18 protein-coding genes, 2 tRNA genes and 2 other RNA genes are annotated in these 22,846 nt (G+C 49.7%); 13 read left to right on the top strand and 9 right to left on the bottom strand.

Annotated elements, in window-relative coordinates; genetic code table 11:
- Position 1 precedes the first annotated feature (1 nt).
- The 4 genes from ACK8NJ_RS13340 to narI are packed head-to-tail and all read left to right on the top strand — an operon-like array spanning position 2 to position 6,664.
- Positions 2–3,745: a nitrate reductase subunit alpha gene (locus ACK8NJ_RS13340; RefSeq protein WP_411961696.1), complete on the top strand. Its 3,744-nt coding sequence runs from the start codon at positions 2–4 to the stop codon at positions 3,743–3,745.
- Positions 3,742–5,280 (top strand): nitrate reductase subunit beta, encoded by a 1,539-nt coding sequence (gene narH, locus ACK8NJ_RS13335; RefSeq protein ID WP_024243739.1) that lies wholly within the window; start codon positions 3,742–3,744, stop codon positions 5,278–5,280. Before ACK8NJ_RS13340 ends, narH begins: the two co-directional genes overlap by 4 nt.
- Positions 5,277–5,987, top strand: coding sequence for a nitrate reductase molybdenum cofactor assembly chaperone (gene narJ, locus ACK8NJ_RS13330; protein WP_000571693.1), 711 nt, complete (start codon positions 5,277–5,279; stop codon positions 5,985–5,987). The genes narH and narJ overlap by 4 nt, the downstream gene beginning before the upstream one ends.
- Positions 5,987–6,664 (top strand): respiratory nitrate reductase subunit gamma, encoded by a 678-nt coding sequence (gene narI, locus ACK8NJ_RS13325; protein ID WP_001160110.1) that lies wholly within the window; start codon positions 5,987–5,989, stop codon positions 6,662–6,664. The genes narJ and narI overlap by 1 nt, the downstream gene beginning before the upstream one ends.
- Positions 6,665–6,848: 184 nt before the next feature.
- On the opposite strand, the gene ACK8NJ_RS13320 is transcribed toward narI, so the two are convergent.
- The 6 genes from ACK8NJ_RS13320 to ACK8NJ_RS13295 all read right to left on the bottom strand — a co-directional run bounded on the left by ACK8NJ_RS13320 (position 6,849) and on the right by ACK8NJ_RS13295 (position 8,919).
- A non-coding RNA gene (locus tag ACK8NJ_RS13320) (RtT sRNA) lies at positions 6,849–6,980 on the bottom strand.
- 47 nt (positions 6,981–7,027) lie between these two features.
- Positions 7,028–7,159: non-coding RNA, RtT sRNA (locus ACK8NJ_RS13315), on the bottom strand.
- A gap of 46 nt (positions 7,160–7,205) precedes the next feature.
- A tRNA-Tyr gene (locus tag ACK8NJ_RS13310) sits at positions 7,206–7,290 on the bottom strand.
- A 34-nt stretch (positions 7,291–7,324) separates the two neighbouring features.
- Positions 7,325–7,409, bottom strand: a tRNA-Tyr gene (locus tag ACK8NJ_RS13305).
- Between the two features lie 159 nt (positions 7,410–7,568).
- Positions 7,569–8,411: a formyltetrahydrofolate deformylase gene (purU, locus tag ACK8NJ_RS13300; protein ID WP_000555849.1), complete on the bottom strand. Its 843-nt coding sequence runs from the start codon at positions 8,409–8,411 to the stop codon at positions 7,569–7,571.
- Positions 8,412–8,460: 49 nt separating this feature from the next.
- Positions 8,461–8,919, bottom strand: coding sequence for a YchJ family protein (locus ACK8NJ_RS13295; RefSeq protein WP_001310025.1), 459 nt, complete (start codon positions 8,917–8,919; stop codon positions 8,461–8,463).
- Between the two features lie 112 nt (positions 8,920–9,031).
- Here ACK8NJ_RS13295 and rssA point away from each other — a divergent pair, with 112 nt between their 5' ends.
- The 3 genes from rssA to galU all read left to right on the top strand — a co-directional run bounded on the left by rssA (position 9,032) and on the right by galU (position 12,152).
- Positions 9,032–9,937, top strand: coding sequence for a patatin-like phospholipase RssA (gene rssA / locus ACK8NJ_RS13290; RefSeq protein WP_001226476.1), 906 nt, complete (start codon positions 9,032–9,034; stop codon positions 9,935–9,937).
- A 91-nt stretch (positions 9,938–10,028) separates the two neighbouring features.
- Positions 10,029–11,042 carry a two-component system response regulator RssB gene (gene rssB, locus ACK8NJ_RS13285; RefSeq protein ID WP_411961695.1) on the top strand — a complete coding sequence of 338 codons (1,014 nt, stop codon included), beginning with the start codon at positions 10,029–10,031 and terminating at the stop codon, positions 11,040–11,042.
- Between the two features lie 201 nt (positions 11,043–11,243).
- A complete protein-coding gene (gene galU / locus ACK8NJ_RS13280) occupies positions 11,244–12,152 on the top strand; it encodes a UTP--glucose-1-phosphate uridylyltransferase GalU (RefSeq protein ID WP_000718995.1) in 909 nt (302 codons plus the stop codon).
- Between the two features lie 144 nt (positions 12,153–12,296).
- On the opposite strand, the gene hns is transcribed toward galU, so the two are convergent.
- Complete coding sequence (gene hns, locus ACK8NJ_RS13275; protein ID WP_001287378.1) at positions 12,297–12,710, bottom strand: histone-like nucleoid-structuring protein H-NS; 414 nt, start codon at positions 12,708–12,710, stop codon at positions 12,297–12,299.
- A gap of 603 nt (positions 12,711–13,313) precedes the next feature.
- On the opposite strand from hns, the gene tdk reads away from it, so the two are divergent.
- Together tdk and ACK8NJ_RS13265 are read left to right on the top strand one after the other, a co-directional pair.
- On the top strand, positions 13,314–13,931 hold the full coding sequence (tdk, locus tag ACK8NJ_RS13270) for a thymidine kinase (RefSeq protein WP_000068076.1): 618 nt from the start codon (positions 13,314–13,316) through the stop codon (positions 13,929–13,931).
- 338 nt (positions 13,932–14,269) lie between these two features.
- A complete protein-coding gene (locus tag ACK8NJ_RS13265; RefSeq protein WP_024195936.1) occupies positions 14,270–15,616 on the top strand; it encodes an IS4-like element IS4 family transposase in 1,347 nt (448 codons plus the stop codon).
- A gap of 54 nt (positions 15,617–15,670) precedes the next feature.
- Here ACK8NJ_RS13265 and adhE read toward each other — a convergent pair whose 3' ends face one another.
- Positions 15,671–18,346, bottom strand: a complete 2,676-nt coding sequence (gene adhE / locus ACK8NJ_RS13260) for a bifunctional acetaldehyde-CoA/alcohol dehydrogenase (protein WP_411961693.1) — start codon at positions 18,344–18,346, stop codon at positions 15,671–15,673.
- Positions 18,347–18,738: 392 nt separating this feature from the next.
- Between adhE and ychE (ACK8NJ_RS13255) the strand changes: the two genes are divergently transcribed.
- Both ychE (ACK8NJ_RS13255) and ychE (ACK8NJ_RS13250) read left to right on the top strand, forming a co-directional pair.
- Positions 18,739–18,792, top strand: coding sequence for a protein YchT (ychE, locus tag ACK8NJ_RS13255; RefSeq protein ID WP_211180492.1), 54 nt, complete (start codon positions 18,739–18,741; stop codon positions 18,790–18,792).
- Between the two features lie 30 nt (positions 18,793–18,822).
- Positions 18,823–19,470 carry an NAAT family transporter YchE gene (gene ychE / locus ACK8NJ_RS13250; RefSeq protein ID WP_000616773.1) on the top strand — a complete coding sequence of 216 codons (648 nt, stop codon included), beginning with the start codon at positions 18,823–18,825 and terminating at the stop codon, positions 19,468–19,470.
- 157 nt (positions 19,471–19,627) lie between these two features.
- Here the strand turns inward: ychE (ACK8NJ_RS13250) and ACK8NJ_RS13245 are convergent, their stop codons facing one another.
- Positions 19,628–19,924: a hypothetical protein gene (locus ACK8NJ_RS13245; protein WP_024044064.1), complete on the bottom strand. Its 297-nt coding sequence runs from the start codon at positions 19,922–19,924 to the stop codon at positions 19,628–19,630.
- A 283-nt stretch (positions 19,925–20,207) separates the two neighbouring features.
- On the opposite strand from ACK8NJ_RS13245, the gene oppA reads away from it, so the two are divergent.
- On the top strand, positions 20,208–21,839 hold the full coding sequence (gene oppA, locus ACK8NJ_RS13240; RefSeq protein WP_220418188.1) for an oligopeptide ABC transporter substrate-binding protein OppA: 1,632 nt from the start codon (positions 20,208–20,210) through the stop codon (positions 21,837–21,839).
- Positions 21,840–21,924: 85 nt separating this feature from the next.
- Positions 21,925–22,845 carry an oligopeptide ABC transporter permease OppB gene (oppB, locus tag ACK8NJ_RS13235; protein WP_000911112.1) on the top strand — a complete coding sequence of 307 codons (921 nt, stop codon included), beginning with the start codon at positions 21,925–21,927 and terminating at the stop codon, positions 22,843–22,845.
- The last annotated feature ends 1 nt before the right edge of the window (position 22,846 follow it).

The following is a 22,846-nucleotide window of genomic DNA, read 5'->3' as shown; positions in this document are numbered from 1 at the left end:
GATGAGTAAATTCCTGGACCGGTTTCGCTACTTCAAACAGAAGGGTGAAACCTTTGCCGATGGGCATGGCCAGCTTCTCAATACCAACCGTGACTGGGAGGATGGATATCGCCAGCGTTGGCAGCATGACAAAATCGTCCGCTCTACCCACGGGGTAAACTGCACCGGCTCCTGCAGCTGGAAAATCTACGTTAAAAACGGTCTGGTGACCTGGGAAACCCAGCAGACTGACTATCCGCGTACTCGCCCGGACCTGCCAAACCATGAACCTCGCGGCTGCCCGCGTGGTGCCAGCTACTCCTGGTATCTTTACAGTGCCAACCGCCTGAAATACCCGATGATGCGCAAACGCCTGATGAAAATGTGGCGTGAAGCGAAGGCGCTGCATAGCGATCCGGTTGAGGCATGGGCTTCTATCATTGAAGACGCCGATAAAGCGAAAAGCTTTAAGCAGGCGCGTGGACGCGGTGGTTTTGTTCGTTCTTCCTGGCAGGAAGTGAACGAACTGATCGCCGCATCTAACGTTTACACCATCAAAAACTACGGCCCGGACCGTGTCGCTGGCTTCTCGCCAATTCCGGCAATGTCGATGGTTTCTTACGCATCGGGTGCACGCTATCTCTCGCTGATTGGCGGTACTTGCTTAAGCTTCTACGACTGGTACTGCGACCTGCCTCCTGCGTCTCCGCAAACCTGGGGCGAGCAAACTGACGTACCGGAATCTGCTGACTGGTACAACTCCAGCTACATCATCGCCTGGGGTTCAAACGTGCCGCAGACGCGTACCCCGGATGCTCACTTCTTTACTGAAGTGCGTTACAAAGGCACCAAAACTGTTGCCGTCACACCAGACTACGCTGAAATCGCCAAACTGTGCGATCTGTGGCTGGCACCGAAACAGGGCACCGACGCAGCAATGGCGCTGGCGATGGGCCACGTAATGCTGCGTGAATTCCACCTCGACAACCCAAGCCAGTATTTCACCGACTATGTGCGTCGCTACACCGACATGCCGATGCTGGTGATGCTGGAAGAACGCGACGGTTACTACGCCGCAGGTCGTATGCTGCGCGCTGCCGATCTGGTGGATGCGCTGGGCCAGGAAAACAATCCGGAATGGAAAACTGTCGCCTTTAATACCAATGGCGAAATGGTTGCGCCGAACGGTTCTATTGGCTTCCGCTGGGGCGAGAAGGGCAAATGGAATCTTGAACAGCGCGACGGCAAAACTGGCGAAGAAACCGAGCTGCAACTGAGCCTGCTGGGTAGCCAGGATGAGATCGCTGAGGTGGGCTTCCCGTACTTTGGTGGCGACGGCACGGAACACTTCAACAAAGTGGAACTGGAAAACGTGCTGCTGCACAAGCTGCCGGTGAAACGCCTGCAACTGGCTGATGGCAGCACCGCCCTGGTGACCACCGTTTATGATCTGACGCTGGCAAACTACGGTCTGGAACGTGGCCTGAACGACGTTAATTGTGCAACCAGCTATGACGACGTGAAAGCTTACACCCCTGCGTGGGCCGAGCAAATCACTGGCGTTTCTCGCAGCCAGATTATTCGCATCGCCCGTGAATTTGCCGATAACGCTGACAAGACGCACGGTCGTTCGATGATTATCGTCGGTGCGGGGCTGAACCACTGGTATCACCTCGATATGAACTATCGTGGTCTGATCAACATGCTGATTTTCTGCGGCTGTGTCGGTCAGAGCGGTGGTGGCTGGGCGCACTATGTAGGTCAGGAAAAACTGCGTCCGCAAACCGGCTGGCAGCCGCTGGCGTTTGCCCTTGACTGGCAGCGTCCGGCGCGTCACATGAACAGCACTTCTTATTTCTATAACCACTCCAGCCAGTGGCGTTATGAAACCGTGACCGCAGAAGAGTTGCTGTCGCCGATGGCGGATAAATCCCGTTATACCGGACATCTGATCGACTTTAACGTCCGTGCAGAACGTATGGGCTGGCTGCCGTCTGCGCCGCAGTTAGGCACTAACCCGCTAACCATCGCTCGCGAAGCAGAAAAAGCCGGGATGAATCCGGTGGACTATACGGTGAAATCCCTGAAAGAGGGTTCTATCCGTTTCGCTGCGGAACAGCCGGAAAACGGTAAAAACCACCCGCGTAACCTGTTCATCTGGCGTTCTAACCTGCTCGGTTCTTCCGGTAAAGGTCATGAGTTTATGCTCAAGTACCTGCTGGGGACGGAGCACGGTATCCAGGGCAAAGACCTGGGGCAGCAGGGCGGCGTGAAGCCGGAAGAAGTGGAATGGCAGGACAACGGTCTGGAAGGCAAGCTGGATCTGGTGGTGACGCTGGACTTCCGTCTGTCTAGCACCTGTCTCTATTCCGACATCATTTTGCCGACGGCGACCTGGTACGAAAAAGACGACATGAATACTTCGGATATGCATCCGTTTATTCACCCGCTGTCTGCGGCGGTCGATCCGGCCTGGGAAGCGAAAAGCGACTGGGAAATCTACAAAGCCATCGCGAAGAAATTCTCCGAAGTGTGCGTTGGTCATCTGGGTAAAGAAACTGACATCGTCACGCTGCCTATCCAGCACGACTCTGCCGCTGAACTGGCGCAACCGCTGGATGTGAAAGACTGGAAAAAAGGCGAATGCGACCTGATCCCAGGTAAAACCGCGCCACACATTATGGTCGTAGAGCGCGATTATCCGGCAACTTACGAGCGCTTTACCTCTATCGGCCCGCTGATGGAGAAAATCGGTAACGGCGGTAAAGGGATTGCCTGGAACACCCAGAGCGAGATGGATCTGCTGCGTAAGCTCAACTACACCAAAGCGGAAGGTCCGGCAAAAGGTCAGCCGATGCTCAATACCGCAATTGATGCGGCAGAGATGATCCTGACGCTGGCACCGGAAACCAACGGTCAGGTAGCTGTAAAAGCCTGGGCTGCCCTGAGCGAGTTTACCGGCCGTGACCATACGCATCTGGCGCTGAATAAAGAAGACGAGAAGATTCGCTTCCGCGATATTCAGGCACAGCCGCGCAAAATCATCTCCAGCCCGACATGGTCTGGCCTTGAAGATGAACACGTTTCTTACAACGCCGGTTACACCAACGTTCACGAGCTGATCCCGTGGCGTACGCTCTCTGGCCGTCAGCAGCTGTATCAGGATCACCAATGGATGCGTGATTTCGGTGAAAGCCTGCTGGTTTATCGTCCGCCGATCGACACCCGTTCGGTGAAAGAAGTGATGGGCCAGAAATCCAATGGCAACCCGGAAAAAGCGCTCAACTTCCTGACGCCACACCAGAAGTGGGGTATCCACTCCACCTACAGCGACAACCTGCTGATGCTGACTTTAGGTCGCGGTGGTCCGGTGGTCTGGCTGAGTGAAGCCGATGCCAAAGAGCTGGGTATCGCCGATAACGACTGGATTGAAGTCTTCAACAGCAACGGTGCTCTGACTGCCCGTGCGGTTGTCAGCCAGCGTGTTCCGGCAGGGATGACCATGATGTACCACGCGCAGGAACGTATCGTTAACCTGCCTGGTTCGGAAATTACCCAACAGCGTGGTGGTATCCATAACTCGGTCACCCGTATCACGCCGAAACCGACGCATATGATTGGCGGCTATGCCCATCTGGCATACGGCTTTAACTACTACGGCACCGTAGGTTCTAACCGCGATGAGTTTGTTGTAGTGCGTAAGATGAAGAACATTGACTGGTTAGATGGCGAAGGCAATGACCAGGTACAGGAGAGCGTAAAATGAAAATTCGTTCACAAGTCGGCATGGTGCTGAATCTCGATAAGTGCATCGGCTGCCACACCTGTTCAGTTACCTGTAAAAACGTCTGGACCAGCCGCGAAGGCGTGGAATACGCGTGGTTCAACAACGTGGAAACCAAGCCGGGCCAGGGCTTCCCGACTGACTGGGAAAACCAGGAAAAATACAAAGGCGGCTGGATTCGTAAAATCAACGGCAAACTGCAGCCGCGCATGGGTAACCGTGCCATGCTGCTGGGTAAAATCTTCGCTAACCCGCATCTGCCGGGGATCGACGATTATTACGAGCCGTTCGATTTTGATTATCAGAACCTGCATACCGCGCCGGAAGGCAGCAAATCGCAGCCGATTGCCCGTCCGCGTTCGCTGATTACCGGCGAACGTATGGCGAAAATCGAAAAAGGGCCGAACTGGGAAGATGACTTGGGCGGTGAGTTTGACAAGCTGGCGAAAGACAAGAACTTCGACAACATCCAGAAGGCGATGTATAGCCAGTTCGAAAACACCTTCATGATGTATTTGCCGCGCCTGTGCGAACACTGCCTGAACCCGGCATGTGTGGCGACCTGCCCGAGCGGTGCGATTTACAAGCGTGAAGAAGATGGCATCGTCCTGATCGACCAGGATAAATGCCGTGGCTGGCGTATGTGCATCACCGGATGCCCATACAAAAAAATCTACTTCAACTGGAAGAGCGGTAAGTCTGAGAAGTGCATCTTCTGCTATCCGCGTATTGAAGCGGGTCAGCCGACGGTGTGCTCTGAAACCTGTGTCGGTCGTATCCGTTATCTCGGCGTGCTGCTGTACGATGCGGACGCCATTGAACGTGCAGCCAGCACCGAGAACGAGAAAGATCTCTACCAGCGTCAGCTGGAGGTGTTCCTCGATCCGAACGATCCGAAAGTCATCGAGCAGGCAATTAAAGACGGTATTCCGCTGAGCGTTATTGAAGCCGCACAGCAGTCGCCGGTTTATAAAATGGCGATGGAATGGAAACTGGCGCTGCCGCTGCATCCGGAATATCGCACACTGCCGATGGTCTGGTACGTGCCGCCTCTGTCTCCGATTCAGTCTGCAGCAGACGCGGGTGAGCTGGGTAGCAACGGCATTCTGCCAGACGTCGAAAGCCTGCGTATTCCGGTACAGTATCTGGCGAATCTGCTGACCGCCGGTGATACCAAACCGGTACTGCGCGCGCTGAAACGTATGCTGGCGATGCGTCATTACAAACGTGCTGAAACCGTTGACGGTAAAGTTGATACCCGTGCTCTGGAAGAGGTCGGTCTGACCGAAACCCAGGCACAGGAGATGTACCGTTATCTGGCGATTGCTAACTACGAAGATCGCTTTGTGGTCCCGAGCAGTCATCGTGAATTGGCGCGGGAAGCCTTCCCGGAGAAAAATGGCTGCGGCTTTACCTTTGGTGATGGCTGCCACGGTTCAGATACCAAATTCAATCTGTTCAACAGCCGCCGTATCGATGCCATTGACGTAACGAGCAAAACGGAGCCGCACCCATGATCGAACTCGTGATTGTATCGCGTCTCCTTGAATATCCGGATGCTGCCTTATGGCAGCATCAACAAGAGATGTTTGAGGCGATTGCCGCGTCGAAAAATCTGTCGAAAGAAGATGCCCATGCGCTGGGCATTTTCCTGCGCGATTTAACGGCGATGGATCCGCTCGATGCTCAGGCGCAGTACAGCGAACTGTTCGACCGTGGTCGTGCCACGTCGCTGTTGCTGTTTGAACATGTTCACGGGGAATCCCGCGACCGTGGTCAGGCAATGGTTGACCTGCTGGCACAGTACGAGCAGCACGGCTTGCAGTTAAACAGCCGCGAATTGCCCGACCATCTGCCGCTGTATCTGGAGTACCTGGCGCAGCTGCCGCAAATCGAAGCCGTGGAGGGTTTGAAAGATATTGCGCCGATTCTGGCATTGCTGAGTGCGCGTCTGCAACAGCGTGAAAGCCGTTATGCCGTGCTGTTTGATCTGCTGCTGAAACTGGCGAATACCGCTATCGACAGCGACAAAGTGGCGGAAAAAATTGCCGACGAAGCGCGCGACGATACGCCGCAGGCGCTGGATGCCGTCTGGGAAGAAGAGCAGGTTAAATTCTTTGCTGACAAAGGCTGCGGTGATTCAGCAATCACTGCTCATCAGCGTCGCTTTGCCGGTGCCGTCGCGCCGCAATATCTGAATATCACCACCGGAGGACAGCACTAATGCAATTCCTGAATATGTTCTTCTTTGATATCTACCCGTACATAGCCGGGGCGGTCTTCCTGATTGGTAGCTGGCTGCGTTATGACTACGGGCAGTACACCTGGCGCGCGGCGTCCAGCCAGATGCTGGATCGCAAAGGGATGAACCTGGCGTCGAACCTGTTCCATATCGGTATTCTGGGGATTTTTGTCGGTCACTTCTTCGGTATGCTGACGCCGCACTGGATGTATGAAGCCTGGCTGCCGATTGAAGTGAAACAGAAAATGGCGATGTTTGCTGGTGGTGCCAGCGGCGTGCTGTGTCTGATTGGCGGCGTGCTGTTGCTGAAACGTCGTCTGTTCAGCCCACGCGTGCGTGCAACGACTACCGGAGCGGATATCCTGATCCTGTCTCTGCTGGTTATCCAGTGCGCTCTGGGCTTGCTGACCATTCCGTTCTCCGCCCAGCATATGGACGGTAGCGAGATGATGAAACTGGTTGGCTGGGCGCAGTCGGTAGTGACCTTCCACGGTGGCGCTTCTCAACACCTTGATGGTGTGGCGTTTATCTTCCGTCTGCACCTGGTGCTGGGGATGACGTTATTCTTGCTGTTCCCGTTCTCACGTCTGGTGCACATCTGGAGCGTACCGGTGGAGTATCTGACACGTAAGTATCAGCTGGTGCGCGCTCGTCACTAAGCGAATTTTAGTTTGCATAGACCCCGCTTCGGCGGGGTTTTTTTATGGGCACGGTACGGGGTGAGTTGTCGGATGCGCTTCGCTTATCCGACCTACAGGGGAGGATATTGTAGGTCCGGTAAACGCGGTGCCATTGGGTAGAATTAGCTCGGAGTAACAGGTTTTGAGTATTTACAGGAAGTGATGGTGGTGGGGGAAGGATTACTCAGCGCTGCGCGCTTCACCCTTCGGGTCGTTGCCTGCGGCAACGCTTTCTCGCTGGCGCTCGAGTCGCACCTTGGTCGAAGCTTCTCATCCTTCCCCGCATGGGCAGAATATTTAATTACGGATTCGTTTGAGAGTTCACGGACTTTTGAAAAGTGATGGTGGTGGGGGAAGGATTACTCAGCGCTGCGCGCTTCGCCCTTCGGGTCGTTGCCTGCGGCAACGCTCTCTCGCTGGCGCTCAAGTCGAACCTTGGTCGAAGCTTCTCATCCTTCCCCGCTTGGGCAGAATATTTAATTACGGATTCGTTTGAGAGTTCAGGGACTTTTGAAAGTGATGGTGGTGGGGGAAGGATTCGAACCTTCGAAGTCGATGACGGCAGATTTACAGTCTGCTCCCTTTGGCCGCTCGGGAACCCCACCAGGGGTAATTCAAATTTTGAGGTAATGTTTGAGATGGTGGTGGGGGAAGGATTCGAACCTTCGAAGTCGATGACGGCAGATTTACAGTCTGCTCCCTTTGGCCGCTCGGGAACCCCACCACGGGGTAATGCTTTTTACTGGCCAGCTCCCTTATCGGGAAGCGGGGCGCATCATATCAAATGACGCGCCGCTGTAAAGTGTTACGTTGAGAAAAATGAACTGGTTGGGTAATTTTCATCCGTAACGGATTAAAGGTAACCAGTTATTTTTGCTGGCGATTAAAGAATAATCGTCCGATTACCGTAAACAAAGACGCGCTGCGCCAGTACTTTGTAGAGTGCGCGACTTAAGACGTTTTTCTCGACGTCACGACCTGCGCGCATCATATCTTCAGCTGTGTAGGTATGATCGACATGAATAACGTCCTGCATGATGATTGGACCTTCGTCCAGATTGTCATTCACATAGTGAGCGGTTGCGCCAATAATCTTCACGCCACGTTCATAGGCCTGGTGATAAGGACGTGCGCCGATAAACGCTGGCAGGAATGAATGGTGAATATTGATGATCTTATTCGGGAAGCGTGCCACAAATTCTGGCGTTAATACCCGCATATACTTCGCCAGCACCACGTAGTCAGGCTGATAAGCATCAATGGCATCCGCCATCTTTTGATCGTGCTCGTTGCGGCTTAATCCTTCATGACTTACCAGCTCAAACGGAATATCGAAACGCTCAACCAGAGAACGTAAAGTATCGTGGTTACCAATAACTGCCGCGATTTCGACATCCAGGCCGCCGTAATTGGCTTTCATCAACAAATCGCCAAGGCAATGCGCCTCTTTAGTGACCAGAATCACTATCCGGCGACGACCAGCAGGATTCAGCTCACGTACGGAGCCTTCTGGCAATGCGCTGTCGAGATCCGCCAGCAGGGTGGAATCATTAAAAATTCCTTCCAGTTCCGTGCGCATAAAAAAGCGCCCGGTACGGTGATCAACAAATTCATTGTTCTGTACGATATTTAACTCGTGCTTGTAGCAAATATTGGTAATACGTGCGATCAGACCTTTTTGGTCCGGACAAATAGTACGCAGAACTTTACGTTGGAGTGAATGCATTGCTGGAAAAACCTTGTTGAGAGTGTTTGCTAAACCGTACCGTCAACCATTATTGGCCGCAGCACTTTTTAAATTTTTTACCTGAACCACAAGGGCAGGGATCGTTGCGGCCAAACTGCGGACGTGTACCGTCAATATAGTACCATTGACCGTTTTCTTTCAAAAATCGCGAACGTTCAATGATTGCACCTGTTTTGCCACCTTCGGTAAATCGCGCAACAAAACTGACAAATCCGATATTGTCGACGTCCTGCCAACAATGTTCAAATACGGTCAATCCCAACCATTCAGTATGCGCAAATCCGGCAATCAATTCGGCACGTAACGCCGCCGCTCCACAAGATGGATGCCAGGTCTTTATTAAATAATCTGCGTCTTTCATCACAAAAGCGCAGTAACGCGAACGCATGAGATGTTCTGGATCAGGTGCAACCTTTTCACCAGACACATAAGGGTGGCAACATAGGCTATACTCGACAGCACTACCACAGGGACAAAGCTGAGACACAAATAATCTCCCTGGAAACAATAACGGCGTATTAACCGCCTGAGTAGCACTATGTTAACCGAGCAGTAGCGATGTTGCTACGATTGCATTCCAGGGGAATCTTGCGGGAATAATGAGAAAGATAAAAATAGGGCTGGCGCTGGGATCTGGCGCGGCGAGAGGTTGGTCGCATATTGGCGTTATTAATGCGCTAAAAAAAGTGGGTATTGAAATTGATATCGTTGCAGGATGTTCAATTGGTTCGCTGGTGGGCGCTGCCTATGCATGCGATCGATTATCTGCGCTGGAAGATTGGGTGACCTCTTTCAGTTATTGGGATGTTTTACGCCTGATGGATCTCTCCTGGCAGCGCGGTGGGTTACTGCGCGGCGAGCGTGTCTTCAATCAATATCGCGAAATAATGCCGGAAACAGAGATCGAAAATTGTTCCCGTCGCTTCGCGGCTGTTGCCACCAATTTAAGTACTGGGCGCGAATTATGGTTTACTGAAGGCGATCTCCATCTTGCTATTCGTGCATCATGCAGTATTCCAGGACTAATGGCACCCGTTGCGCATAACGGCTACTGGCTGGTTGATGGCGCTGTAGTTAACCCAATTCCTATTTCGCTCACGCGTGCATTGGGTGCTGATATTGTGATAGCGGTCGACCTGCAGCACGATGCTCATTTGATGCAACAAGATCTGCTCTCCTTTAATGTCAGTGAAGAAAATAGCGAGAATGGTGATTCTCTGCCGTGGCATGCGCGTCTGAAAGAAAGGTTGGGCAGCATAACGACACGTCGGGCGGTGACAGCGCCAACGGCAACAGAGATTATGACCACTTCTATCCAGGTGCTGGAGAACCGTCTTAAAAGGAACCGCATGGCAGGTGATCCGCCCGATATTCTGATTCAACCTGTTTGCCCGCAAATATCTACGCTTGATTTCCATCGCGCGCACGCTGCCATTGCGGCCGGGCAGCTGGCAGTGGAAAAGAAAATGGACGAACTTTTGCCGTTGGTACGCACCAACATTTGACCAGAATTTTTATCTACACTTAAGTTAATTCTGACAGGCGCAGGTGGCAATAGCATGCCACTATTGAGTAAAGCCAGTCAGGGGAGAGAACATGACGCAGCCATTGGTCGGAAAACAGATTCTCATTGTTGAAGATGAGCAGGTATTTCGCTCGCTTCTGGATTCGTGGTTTTCCTCATTGGGAGCGACAACGGTACTGGCGGCTGATGGGGTGGATGCCCTTGAGTTGCTGGGAGGTTTCACTCCAGACCTGATGATATGTGATATCGCGATGCCACGAATGAACGGGCTTAAACTGCTGGAACATATACGCAACAGAGGTGACCAGACACCTGTTCTCGTGATATCTGCCACTGAAAATATGGCAGATATTGCCAAAGCGTTACGTCTGGGCGTTGAAGATGTTTTGCTGAAACCAGTTAAAGATCTGAATCGCTTGCGCGAGATGGTTTTTGCCTGTCTCTATCCCAGCATGTTTAATTCCCGCGTTGAGGAAGAGGAGAGGCTTTTTCGCGACTGGGATGCAATGGTTGATAACCCTGCCGCAGCGGCGAAATTATTACAGGAATTGCAACCGCCGGTTCAGCAGGTGATTTCCCATTGCCGGGTTAATTATCGTCAATTGGTTGCCGCGGACAAACCCGGCCTGGTGCTTGATATTGCCGCACTTTCGGAAAACGATCTGGCATTTTATTGCCTTGATGTCACCAGAGCTGGACATAATGGCGTACTTGCTGCCTTGTTATTACGCGCATTGTTTAACGGATTATTACAGGAACAGCTTGCACATCAAAATCAACGGTTGCCAGAGTTGGGCGCGTTATTGAAGCAGGTAAACCATTTACTCCGTCAGGCCAATCTGCCGGGTCAGTTTCCGCTATTAGTTGGCTATTATCATCGCGAACTGAAAAATCTCATTCTGGTTTCTGCGGGGCTGAATGCGACGTTAAATACCGGCGAACACCAGGTGCAAATCAGTAATGGTGTTCCGTTAGGCACTTTAGGTAACGCTTATTTGAATCAATTGAGCCAGCGAGGCGATGCCTGGCAATGCCAAATATGGGGAACCGGTGGTCGGCTGCGCTTGATGTTGTCTGCAGAATGAACAAACGATAACGCGGGCTAAATTTGCATTACCAGCTAATGTCGGCTGGTGGTACTATCGTCGCCATTCGTATAAGTAATTGTCTTAATTATGCTAACTCGCATCCTTTTCAGAACTTAGCCCCTTCGGGGTGCTGATATACTGGGATGCGATACAGAAATATGAACACGTTCAAAACACGAACAGTCCAGGAGAATTTAAATGGCTGCCATTAATACGAAAGTCAAAAAAGCCGTTATCCCCGTTGCGGGATTAGGAACCAGGATGTTGCCGGCGACGAAAGCCATCCCGAAAGAGATGCTGCCACTTGTCGATAAGCCATTAATTCAATACGTCGTGAATGAATGTATTGCGGCTGGCATTACTGAAATTGTGCTGGTTACTCACTCATCTAAAAACTCTATTGAAAACCACTTTGATACCAGTTTTGAACTGGAAGCAATGCTGGAAAAACGTGTAAAACGTCAACTGCTTGATGAAGTGCAGTCTATTTGTCCGCCGCACGTGACTATTATGCAAGTTCGTCAGGGGCTGGCGAAAGGCCTGGGACATGCGGTATTGTGTGCTCACCCGGTAGTGGGTGATGAACCTGTGGCTGTTATTTTGCCTGACGTTATTCTGGATGAATATGAATCCGATTTGTCACAGGATAACCTGGCAGAGATGATCCGCCGCTTTGATGAAACGGGTCATAGCCAGATCATGGTTGAACCGGTTGCTGATGTGACCGCATATGGCGTTGTGGATTGCAAAGGCGTTGAATTAGCGCCGGGTGAAAGCGTACCTATGGTTGGCGTGGTTGAAAAACCAAAAGCGGATGTTGCGCCGTCTAATCTCGCTATTGTGGGTCGTTACGTACTTAGCGCGGATATTTGGCCGTTGCTGGCAAAAACCCCTCCGGGAGCTGGTGATGAAATTCAGCTCACCGACGCAATTGATATGCTGATCGAAAAAGAAACGGTGGAAGCCTATCATATGAAAGGGAAGAGCCATGACTGTGGTAATAAATTAGGTTACATGCAGGCCTTCGTTGAATACGGTATTCGTCATAACACCCTTGGTACGGAATTTAAAGCCTGGCTTGAAGAAGAGATGGGCATTAAGAAGTAACATCCGTATCGGTGTTATCCACGAAACGGCGTTGAGCAATCGACGCCGTTTTTTTATAGCTTATTCTTATTAAATTGTCTTAAACCGGACAATAAAAAATCCCGCCGATGGCGGGATTTTTAAGCAAGTGCAATCTACAAAAGATTATTGCTTGATCAGGAAATCGTCGAGGGATTTACCTTGCTCATCCATTGCTTTTTTGATTACAGCTGGAGTACGGCCCTGGCCAGTCCAGGTTTTAGTTTCGCCGTTTTCGTCAACGTAGCTATATTTTGCCGGACGCTGAGCACGTTTAGCTTTGGTGCCAGATTTAACGGCAGCAAGGCTATTCAGCAGTTCGTTCGGGTCAATACCGTCAGCGATCAGCATTTCGCGATATTGCTGCAGTTTACGAGTGCGCTCTTCAACTTCAGCAGCAGCCGCGCTTTCTTCTTCGCGACGTTCGTTAACAACAACTTCTAATTTTTCCAGCATTTCTTCCAGCGTTTCAAGTGTACATTCTCTTGCCTGCGCACGAAGAGTACGGATGTTGTTCAGAATTTTAAGTGCTTCGCTCATTGTAGTAATCTCAAACTTATATTGGGGTGGTTTGTTGAGGTAATAATAGAGCCTTAAATTCAGTTGTGCAATAGCCAGGAATGTAAGGAATTCAAAATTGTTCTTTATTTTGTGCCGCCAATAAATATCTTTTCATAAAATTAGCCAGAAAAGACGCGGCATATAGCCCTATTTGCGCCGATGATTTCGCAGCACGTGAGGTTAAAACTTCCTGATTCATGTCACATTTTATGGGGAGATTATCGTAGGCTGACGACCTTTCAGTCTTCTGTATTAGTCGTGTTTACGAGAATTCCCTATTAAGCGAATGATGAAAAGTAGAACAGTCGCAATAAGAGCAGGGACTTAGTATTGCACTATCTCCAGGAGGTCAACAGAGGGCTATTACTTGCGCAACAGGTTAAAGATTGTGAATAGTTACCAGCAGTCATTTACCCGCTTATAACAAGCGAGGCAGTTGTAATGATAGCTCAGAAGGATTATGCAAGGCTTCGTAAGGGAGAACGCATATACCACTTCTGTGCATACTGTTGAGCTGAAAAACTGACGAATTATGATAAACTCCAGCCAACTTTAATTCATATCATTGAGGGCCTGTGGCTGATGGCACAGCTATATTTCTACTATTCCGCAATGAATGCGGGTAAGTCTACAGCATTGTTGCAATCTTCATACAATTACCAGGAACGCGGCATGCGCACTGTCGTATATACGGCAGAAATTGACGATCGCTTTGGTGCCGGGAAAGTCAGTTCGCGTATAGGTTTGTCATCGCCTGCAAAATTATTTAACCAAAATTCATCATTATTTGATGAGATTCGTGCGGAACATGAACAGCAGGCAATTCATTGCGTACTGGTTGATGAATGCCAGTTTTTAACCAGACAACAAGTATATGAATTATCGGAGGTTGTCGATCAACTCGATATACCCGTACTTTGTTATGGTTTACGTACCGATTTTCGAGGTGAGTTATTTATTGGCAGCCAATACTTACTGGCATGGTCCGACAAACTGGTTGAATTAAAAACCATCTGTTTTTGTGGCCGCAAAGCAAGCATGGTGCTGCGTCTTGATCAAGCAGGCAGACCTTATAACGAAGGTGAGCAGGTGGTTATTGGTGGTAATGAACGCTACGTTTCTGTATGCCGTAAACACTATAAAGAAGCGTTAGAAGTCGGCTCATTAACGGCTATTCAGGAAAGGCATCGCCACGATTAATAAGAATTTCTTTACTGACAGGGTGAGCAGGGCGCTTTTATCCTGTCAGTTCGTTTTACTCACTACATCCGGTGTATATACCCTTCTCGACAGTTCTTTAACGCCGCTATACCCCTCACAGAGCGCTTTTACAGTGACGTTGACTAGTGACCTGTAAAGTACAATATCGCTGTGTGTAGGCGTTATACATCACCGTAAATATGATGAAGGCAAATGCTGTCGGTTTATGGGAAAGATGCTTTGGGTAAAACAAAAAAACGGCCCCAGAAGGGTAATGCCGATCAGTTAAGGATCAGTTGACCGATCCAGTGGCTGTGTAAGAATCCGGAAACGCTCACTTGTTTCCGGATTTTTTTATGCACATTGGACAGGCTCTTGATCTGGTATCCCGTTACGATTCTCTGCGTAACCCACTGACTTCTCTGGGGGATTACCTCGACCCCGAACTCATCTCTCGTTGCCTTGCCGAATCAGGTACTGTAACGCTACGCAAGCGCCGTCTTCCCCTCGAAATGATGGTCTGGTGTATTGTTGGCATGGCGCTTGAGCGTAAAGAACCTCTTCACCAGATTGTGAATCGCCTGGACATCATGCTGCCAGGCAATCGCCCCTTCGTTGCCCCCAGTGCCGTTATTCAGGCCCGCCAGCGCCTGGGAAGTGAGGCTGTCCGCCGCGTGTTCACGAAAACAGCGCAGCTCTGGCATAACGCCACGCCGCATCCGCACTGGTGCGGCCTGACCCTGCTGGCCATCGATGGTGTGTTCTGGCGCACACCGGATACACCAGAGAACGATGCAGCCTTCCCCCGCCAGACACATGCCGGGAACCCGGCGCTCTACCCGCAGGTCAAAATGGTCTGCCAGATGGAACTGACCAGCCATCTGCTGACGGCTGCAGCCTTCGGCACGATGAAGAACAGCGAAAATGAGCTTGCTGAGCAACTTATAGAACAAACCGGCGATAACACTCTGACGTTAATGGATAAAGGTTATTACTCACTGGGACTGTTAAATGCCTGGAGCCTGGCGGGAGAACACCGCCACTGGATGATACCTCTCAGAAAGGGAGCGCAATATGAAGAGATCAGAAAACTGGGTAAAGGCGATCATCTGGTGAAGCTGAAAACCAGCCCGCAGGCACGAAAAAAGTGGCCGGGACTGGGAAATGAAGTAACAGCCCGCCTGCTGACCGTGACGCGCAAAGGAAAAGTCTGCCATCTGCTGACGTCGATGACGGACGCCATGCGCTTCCCCGGAGGAGAAATGGGGGATCTGTACAGTCATCGCTGGGAAATCGAACTGGGATACAGGGAGATAAAACAGACGATGCAACTGAGCAGGCTGACGCTGAGAAGTAAAAAGCCGGAGCTTGTGGAGCAAGAGCTGTGGGGTGTCTTACTGGCTTATAATCTGGTGAGATATCAGATGATTAAAATGGCGGAACATCTGAAAGGTTACTGGCCGAATCAACTGAGTTTCTCAGAATCATGCGGAATGGTGATGAGAATGCTGATGACATTGCAGGGCGCTTCACCGGGACGTATACCGGAGCTGATGCGCGATCTTGCAAGTATGGGACAACTTGTGAAATTACCGACAAGAAGGGAAAGGGCCTTCCCGAGAGTGGTAAAAGAGAGGCCCTGGAAATACCCCACAGCCCCGAAAAAGAGCCAGTCAGTTGCTTAACTGACTGGCATTACCCCAGAAGGGACCGTTTATGTTGCCAGACAGCGCTACTGATTAAGCGGATTTCTTCGCTTTTTTCTCAGCTTTAGCCGGAGCGGCTTCTTTTTTCGCTGCAGTTTCACCTTCTACATAATCACGACCGTAGTAGGTATCCAGCAGAATCTGTTTCAGCTCGGAGATCAGTGGGTAACGCGGGTTAGCGCCGGTGCACTGGTCATCGAATGCATCTTCAGACAGTTTATCCACATTCGCCAGGAAGTCTGCTTCCTGAACGCCAGCTTCACGGATAGATTTCGGAATACCCAGTTCAGCTTTCAGCGTTTCCAGCCATGCCAGCAGTTTCTCGATCTTAGCAGCAGTACGGTCGCCCGGTGCGCTCAGACCCAGGTGGTCAGCAATTTCAGCATAACGACGGCGAGCCTGCGGACGGTCATACTGGCTGAATGCAGTCTGCTTGGTCGGGTTGTCGTTCGCGTTGTAGCGAATAACGTTACAAATCAGCAGGGCGTTTGCCAGACCGTGCGGAATATGGAACTGGGAACCCAGTTTGTGCGCCATTGAGTGACATACACCCAGGAAGGCGTTCGCAAACGCGATACCCGCGATAGTTGCTGCACTGTGAACACGTTCACGCGCTACCGGATTTTTAGATCCTTCGTGGTAGGACGCTGGCAGATATTCTTTCAGCAGTTTCAGCGCCTGCAGAGCCTGACCATCAGAGAACTCAGATGCCAGTACAGAAACATAAGCTTCCATGGCGTGAGTTACTGCGTCCAGACCACCGAAAGCACACAGGGACTTCGGCATGTCCATAACCAGATTGGCATCGACAATCGCCATATCCGGGGTCAGCGCATAGTCTGCCAGCGGATATTTCTGACCAGTAGCGTCGTCAGTTACAACCGCAAACGGTGTGACTTCAGAACCTGTACCAGAAGTGGTGGTGACAGCGATCATTTTCGCTTTCACGCCCATTTTCGGGAACTTGTAGATACGTTTACGGATATCCATAAAGCGCAGCGCCAGTTCTTCGAAGTGAGTTTCCGGATGTTCGTACATGACCCACATGATCTTCGCGGCGTCCATCGGGGAACCACCACCCAGCGCGATAATCACGTCTGGTTTGAAGGAGTTTGCCAGTTCTGCACCTTTACGAACGATGCTCAGGGTCGGGTCAGCTTCTACTTCGAAGAAGACTTCAGTTTCAACGCCTGCTGCTTTCAGTACGGAAGTGATCTGATCAGCATAACCATTGTTGAACAGGAAGCGGTCAGTCACGATGAGCGCACGTTTGTGGCCATCAGTAATCACTTCATCCAGCGCGATTGGCAGGGAGCCACGGCGGAAGTAGATAGATTTCGGAAGTTTGTGCCACAACATGTTTTCAGCTCGCTTAGCAACGGTTTTCTTGTTGATCAGGTGTTTCGGACCAACGTTTTCAGAGATGGAGTTACCACCCCAGGAACCACAACCCAGAGTCAGGGAAGGTGCGAGTTTGAAGTTATACAGGTCACCGATACCACCCTGAGAAGCCGGGGTGTTAATCAGGATACGAGCCGTTTTCATTTTCTGGCCGAAGTAAGAAACGCGAGCCGGTTGGTTATCCTGGTCAGTGTACAGGCAAGAGGTATGACCGATACCGCCCATAGCTACCAGTTTCTCTGCTTTTTCTACCGCGTCTTCGAAATCTTTAGCACGGTACATTGCCAGAGTTGGGGACAGTTTTTCATGTGCGAACGGTTCGCTTTCATCAACAACGGTCACTTCACCGATCAGAATCTTGGTGTTTTCTGGTACAGAGAAGCCTGCCAGTTCAGCAATTTTATAGGCTGGCTGACCAGCGATAGCCGCGTTCAGCGCACCGTTTTTCAGGATAACATCCTGAACAGCTTTCAGCTCTTTACCCTGCAACAGATAGCCGCCGTGGGTTGCGAAACGTTCACGTACTGCGTCATAAACAGAGTCAACAACGACAACAGACTGTTCAGACGCACAGATTACGCCGTTGTCGAAGGTTTTGGACATCAGCACAGATGCAACTGCACGTTTGATATCAGCAGTTTCATCGATAACAACTGGCGTGTTACCCGCGCCTACACCGATAGCTGGTTTACCGGAGCTGTATGCGGCTTTAACCATGCCCGGACCACCAGTCGCGAGGATCAGGTTGATGTCTGGGTGGTGCATCAGTGCGTTAGACAGTTCAACAGAAGGTTGATCGATCCAGCCGATCAGATCTTTCGGAGCACCGGCAGCGATAGCAGCCTGCAGAACGATATCAGCCGCTTTGTTGGTGGCATCTTTTGCACGCGGATGCGGGGAGAAGATAATGGCGTTACGGGTCTTCAGACTGATCAGCGATTTGAAGATAGCAGTTGAAGTCGGGTTAGTGGTCGGAACGATACCGCAAATAATACCGATTGGTTCAGCGATAGTGATGGTACCAAAAGTGTCGTCTTCAGACAGAACACCACAGGTTTTTTCATCTTTATAGGCGTTGTAGATATATTCAGAAGCAAAGTGGTTTTTGATCACTTTATCTTCGACGATACCCATGCCGGATTCGGCAACGGCCATTTTCGCGAGTGGGATTCGAGCATCTGCAGCAGCCAGAGCGGCGGCGCGGAAGATTTTGTCTACTTGCTCTTGAGTGAAACTGGCATATTCACGCTGGGCTTTTTTTACACGCTCTACGAGTGCGTTAAGTTCAGCGACATTAGTAACAGCCATAATGCTCTCCTGATAATGTTAAACTTTTTTAGTAAATCATCTGCTCGAATACGAGAGTATAGTCAGTGCGGTGATGATTTGCTTAACCGATGAAAATCAAAAGCTTACTCGCGCTCACACTCACTGTGATTTACTAAAAGAGTTTAAACATTAGAGTTATTATCTCTAATGCGTCACTTCCAGGTGGCGTAAGCAAGATTACTCACTTCTGGGTACTGATTACGTGATCCAAATCAAATTTTTGCAAAGCTGACACCTTTCAGCATCGCTTTTCGCCATTATAGCTAACAGTTAATAAATTGTAGTATGATTTGTTGGCTACATTATCATGTTTTGCACAACCAGATAACAATAACGAATGATAGCAATTTTAAGTAGTTAGGAGGTGAAAAATGCTGTCAAAAGGCGTATTGTCAGCGCGTCTTTTTAACCTTATTTATGGCTAACATTATCCGGCTTTTGCTTCGGAGCTAACCGTGATTCAGACCCTTTTTGATTTTCCCGTTTACTTCAAATTTTTCATCGGGTTATTTGCGCTGGTCAACCCGGTAGGGATTATTCCCGTCTTTATCAGCATGACCAGTTATCAGACAGCGGCAGCGCGAAACAAAACGAACCTTACAGCCAACCTGTCTGTGGCCATTATCTTGTGGATCTCGCTTTTTCTCGGCGACACGATTCTACAACTTTTTGGTATATCAATTGATTCATTCCGTATCGCCGGTGGCATCCTGGTGGTGACAATAGCGATGTCGATGATCAGCGGCAAGCTTGGCGAGGATAAACAGAACAAGCAAGAAAAATCAGAAACCGCGGTACGTGAAAGCATTGGTGTGGTGCCGTTGGCGTTGCCGTTGATGGCGGGGCCAGGGGCGATCAGTTCTACCATCGTCTGGGGTACGCGTTATCACAGCATTAGCTATCTGTTTGGTTTCTTTGTGGCTATTGCATTGTTCGCTTTATGTTGCTGGGGATTGTTCCGCATGGCACCGTGGCTGGTACGGGTTTTACGCCAAACCGGCATCAACGTGATCACGCGTATTATGGGGCTATTGCTGATGGCATTGGGGATTGAATTTATCGTTACTGGTATTAAGGGGATTTTCCCCGGCTTGCTTAATTAATTCCTTTCAAATGAAACGGAGCTGCCATGCTCCGTTTACTTCGTCATTATTTTTACTTTGTTCCGGTGCAGTTATCAAAAGCAAAAGGAATGGGTAAAAATATTCTTCTTAAATTACAGTTGGTTATAAGGATTTCCTTAACTGCTTCTCCTCACCATCATGTTATTTTCGCCACATCATAATCCTGGGCTTGCTGAAGAATAATTGAAATGATATTAGTAATTCCACTGCCTTTGGTAGAGGAAAGTGCTAAATAACAATCAATTGTTAAATTATTGTGCATTTCACTACTGAAACTGTAATCAGAAAAGATAGACATGCTTAACCAATCTCTATTTGATTGAATTGAAAGATGTTTGTTAAGACATGGATACAAGCTATAGATTTTGATACGGTCAATAAAAGAGAATTGCTTAACAATTTTGCAAAATGTATTGGCGAGTAAGAAGCGCATTTGGTACTTTCCGGGCAACCGCCAGACGATTCTTTATTGGTAATGAGAATAATTAACAATTAAAGAGCGTCGCGAAAGAATAATGTGTCTCGACAGGGGAGACACAGTACGAATCGACATAAGGTGATCGTCTGAATCACCAGAATAAATAAAGTCGGTGATAGAAATACGTAACGATAAAGTAACCTGACAGCAGAAAGTCTCCGAGCCTGTGCAGGGTCCCAATCCGGGATTACACATGCTGGTTAATACCAGTAATTATAATGAGGGAGTCCAAAAAACAATGACCAACATCACCAAGAGAAGTTTAGTAGCAGCTAGCGTTCTGGCTGCGCTTATGGCAGGGAATGTCGCGCTGGCAGCTGATGTACCCGCAGGCGTCACACTGGCGGAAAAACAAACGCTGGTACGTAACAATGGTTCAGAAGTTCAGTCATTAGATCCGCACAAAATTGAAGGTGTTCCGGAGTCTAATATCAGCCGAGACCTGTTTGAAGGCTTACTGGTCAGCGATCTTGACGGCCATCCGGCACCTGGCGTCGCTGAATCCTGGGATAATAAAGACGCGAAAGTCTGGACCTTCCATTTGCGTAAAGATGCGAAATGGTCTGATGGCACGCCAGTCACAGCCCAAGACTTTGTGTATAGCTGGCAACGTTCTGTTGATCCGAACACCGCTTCTCCGTATGCCAGTTATCTGCAATATGGGCATATCGCCGGTATTGATGAAATTCTTGAAGGGAAAAAACCGATTACCGATCTCGGCGTGAAAGCTATTGATGATCACACATTAGAAGTCACCTTAAGTGAACCCGTTCCGTACTTCTATAAATTACTTGTTCACCCGTCAACTTCACCGGTGCCAAAAGCCGCTATCGAGAAATTCGGCGAAAAATGGACCCAGCCTGGTAATATCGTCACCAACGGTGCCTATACCTTAAAAGATTGGGTCGTAAACGAACGAATCGTTCTTGAACGCAGCCCGACCTACTGGAACAACGCGAAAACCGTTATTAACCAGGTAACCTATTTGCCTATTGCTTCTGAAGTTACCGATGTCAATCGCTACCGTAGTGGTGAAATCGACATGACTTATAACAACATGCCGATCGAATTGTTCCAGAAGCTGAAAAAAGAGATCCCGGACGAAGTTCACGTTGATCCATACCTGTGCACTTATTATTACGAAATTAACAACCAGAAACCGCCATTTAACGATGTACGTGTGCGTACCGCACTGAAACTGGGTATGGACCGCGATATCATTGTTAATAAAGTGAAAGCGCAGGGCGACATGCCCGCCTATGGTTACACTCCACCGTATACTGATGGCGCAAAATTGACTCAGCCGGAATGGTTTGGCTGGAGCCAGGAAAAACGTAACGAAGAAGCGAAAAAACTGCTGGCTGAAGCGGGTTATACCGCAGACAAACCGTTAACCATCAACCTGTTGTATAACACCTCCGATCTGCATAAAAAGCTGGCAATTGCTGCCTCTTCATTGTGGAAGAAAAACATTGGTGTAAACGTCAAACTGGTTAACCAGGAGTGGAAAACGTTCCTCGACACCCGTCACCAGGGCACTTTTGATGTGGCCCGTGCAGGCTGGTGTGCAGACTACAACGAACCAACTTCCTTCCTGAACACCATGCTGTCGAACAGCTCGATGAATACCGCGCATTATAAGAGCCCGGCCTTTGACAGCATTATGGCGGAAACGCTGAAAGCGACTGACGAGGCGCAGCGCACAGCTCTGTACACTAAAGCAGAACAACAGCTGGATAAGGATTCGGCCATTGTTCCTGTTTATTACTACGTGAATGCGCGTCTGGTGAAACCGTGGGTTGGTGGCTATACCGGCAAAGATCCGCTGGATAATACCTACACCCGGAATATGTACATTGTGAAGCACTAATGGCAATACGTGGGGCAGGCGTGTCCTGCTCCACGGTGTCTGATTTTTATCGCATTACAGAAGGCACAGGCCAGAAGGTAGGGCAATGTTAAAATTTATTCTACGTCGCTGTCTGGAAGCGATTCCGACGCTATTTATTCTTATTACTATTTCGTTCTTCATGATGCGCCTCGCGCCGGGAAGCCCTTTTACCGGCGAACGTACTTTACCGCCAGAAGTGATGGCCAATATCGAAGCGAAATATCATCTTAATGATCCGATCATGACACAGTATTTCAGCTACCTGAAACAACTGGCGCATGGTGATTTCGGTCCATCGTTTAAATATAAAGATTATTCGGTCAACGACCTGGTTGCATCCAGTTTTCCCGTTTCTGCCAAACTGGGAGCCGCAGCATTTTTCCTTGCGGTAATACTGGGTGTTAGTGCTGGCGTTATTGCCGCATTAAAACAAAACACCAAATGGGACTATACCGTGATGGGGCTGGCAATGACCGGGGTTGTTATCCCCAGTTTTGTGGTTGCGCCATTATTAGTCATGATATTTGCGATCATTTTGCATTGGCTGCCGGGCGGTGGCTGGAATGGTGGTGCGCTTAAATTCATGATACTGCCAATGGTGGCGTTGTCACTCGCCTATATCGCCAGTATTGCGCGTATTACCCGTGGCTCTATGATTGAAGTATTACACTCCAACTTTATTCGTACTGCCCGGGCGAAAGGGTTACCTATGCGGCGGATCATTTTACGCCACGCATTAAAACCTGCTCTGTTACCCGTGCTCTCCTATATGGGCCCTGCATTTGTCGGCATTATTACCGGTTCTATGGTCATCGAAACCATTTATGGTTTACCGGGGATTGGGCAATTGTTCGTTAATGGCGCATTGAACCGTGACTATTCCTTAGTGTTAAGTCTGACCATTCTGGTTGGTGCGTTAACCATTTTGTTTAATGCCATTGTCGATGTGCTATATGCGGTTATCGACCCGAAAATCCGTTACTGAT

Source organism: Escherichia sp. F1 (assembly GCF_046764225.1).
In the GTDB taxonomy this organism is placed as follows: domain Bacteria; phylum Pseudomonadota; class Gammaproteobacteria; order Enterobacterales; family Enterobacteriaceae; genus Escherichia; species Escherichia coli.
Note: the sequence above shows the minus strand (reverse complement) of the source record. Positions and strands in the feature narration are given on the sequence as shown.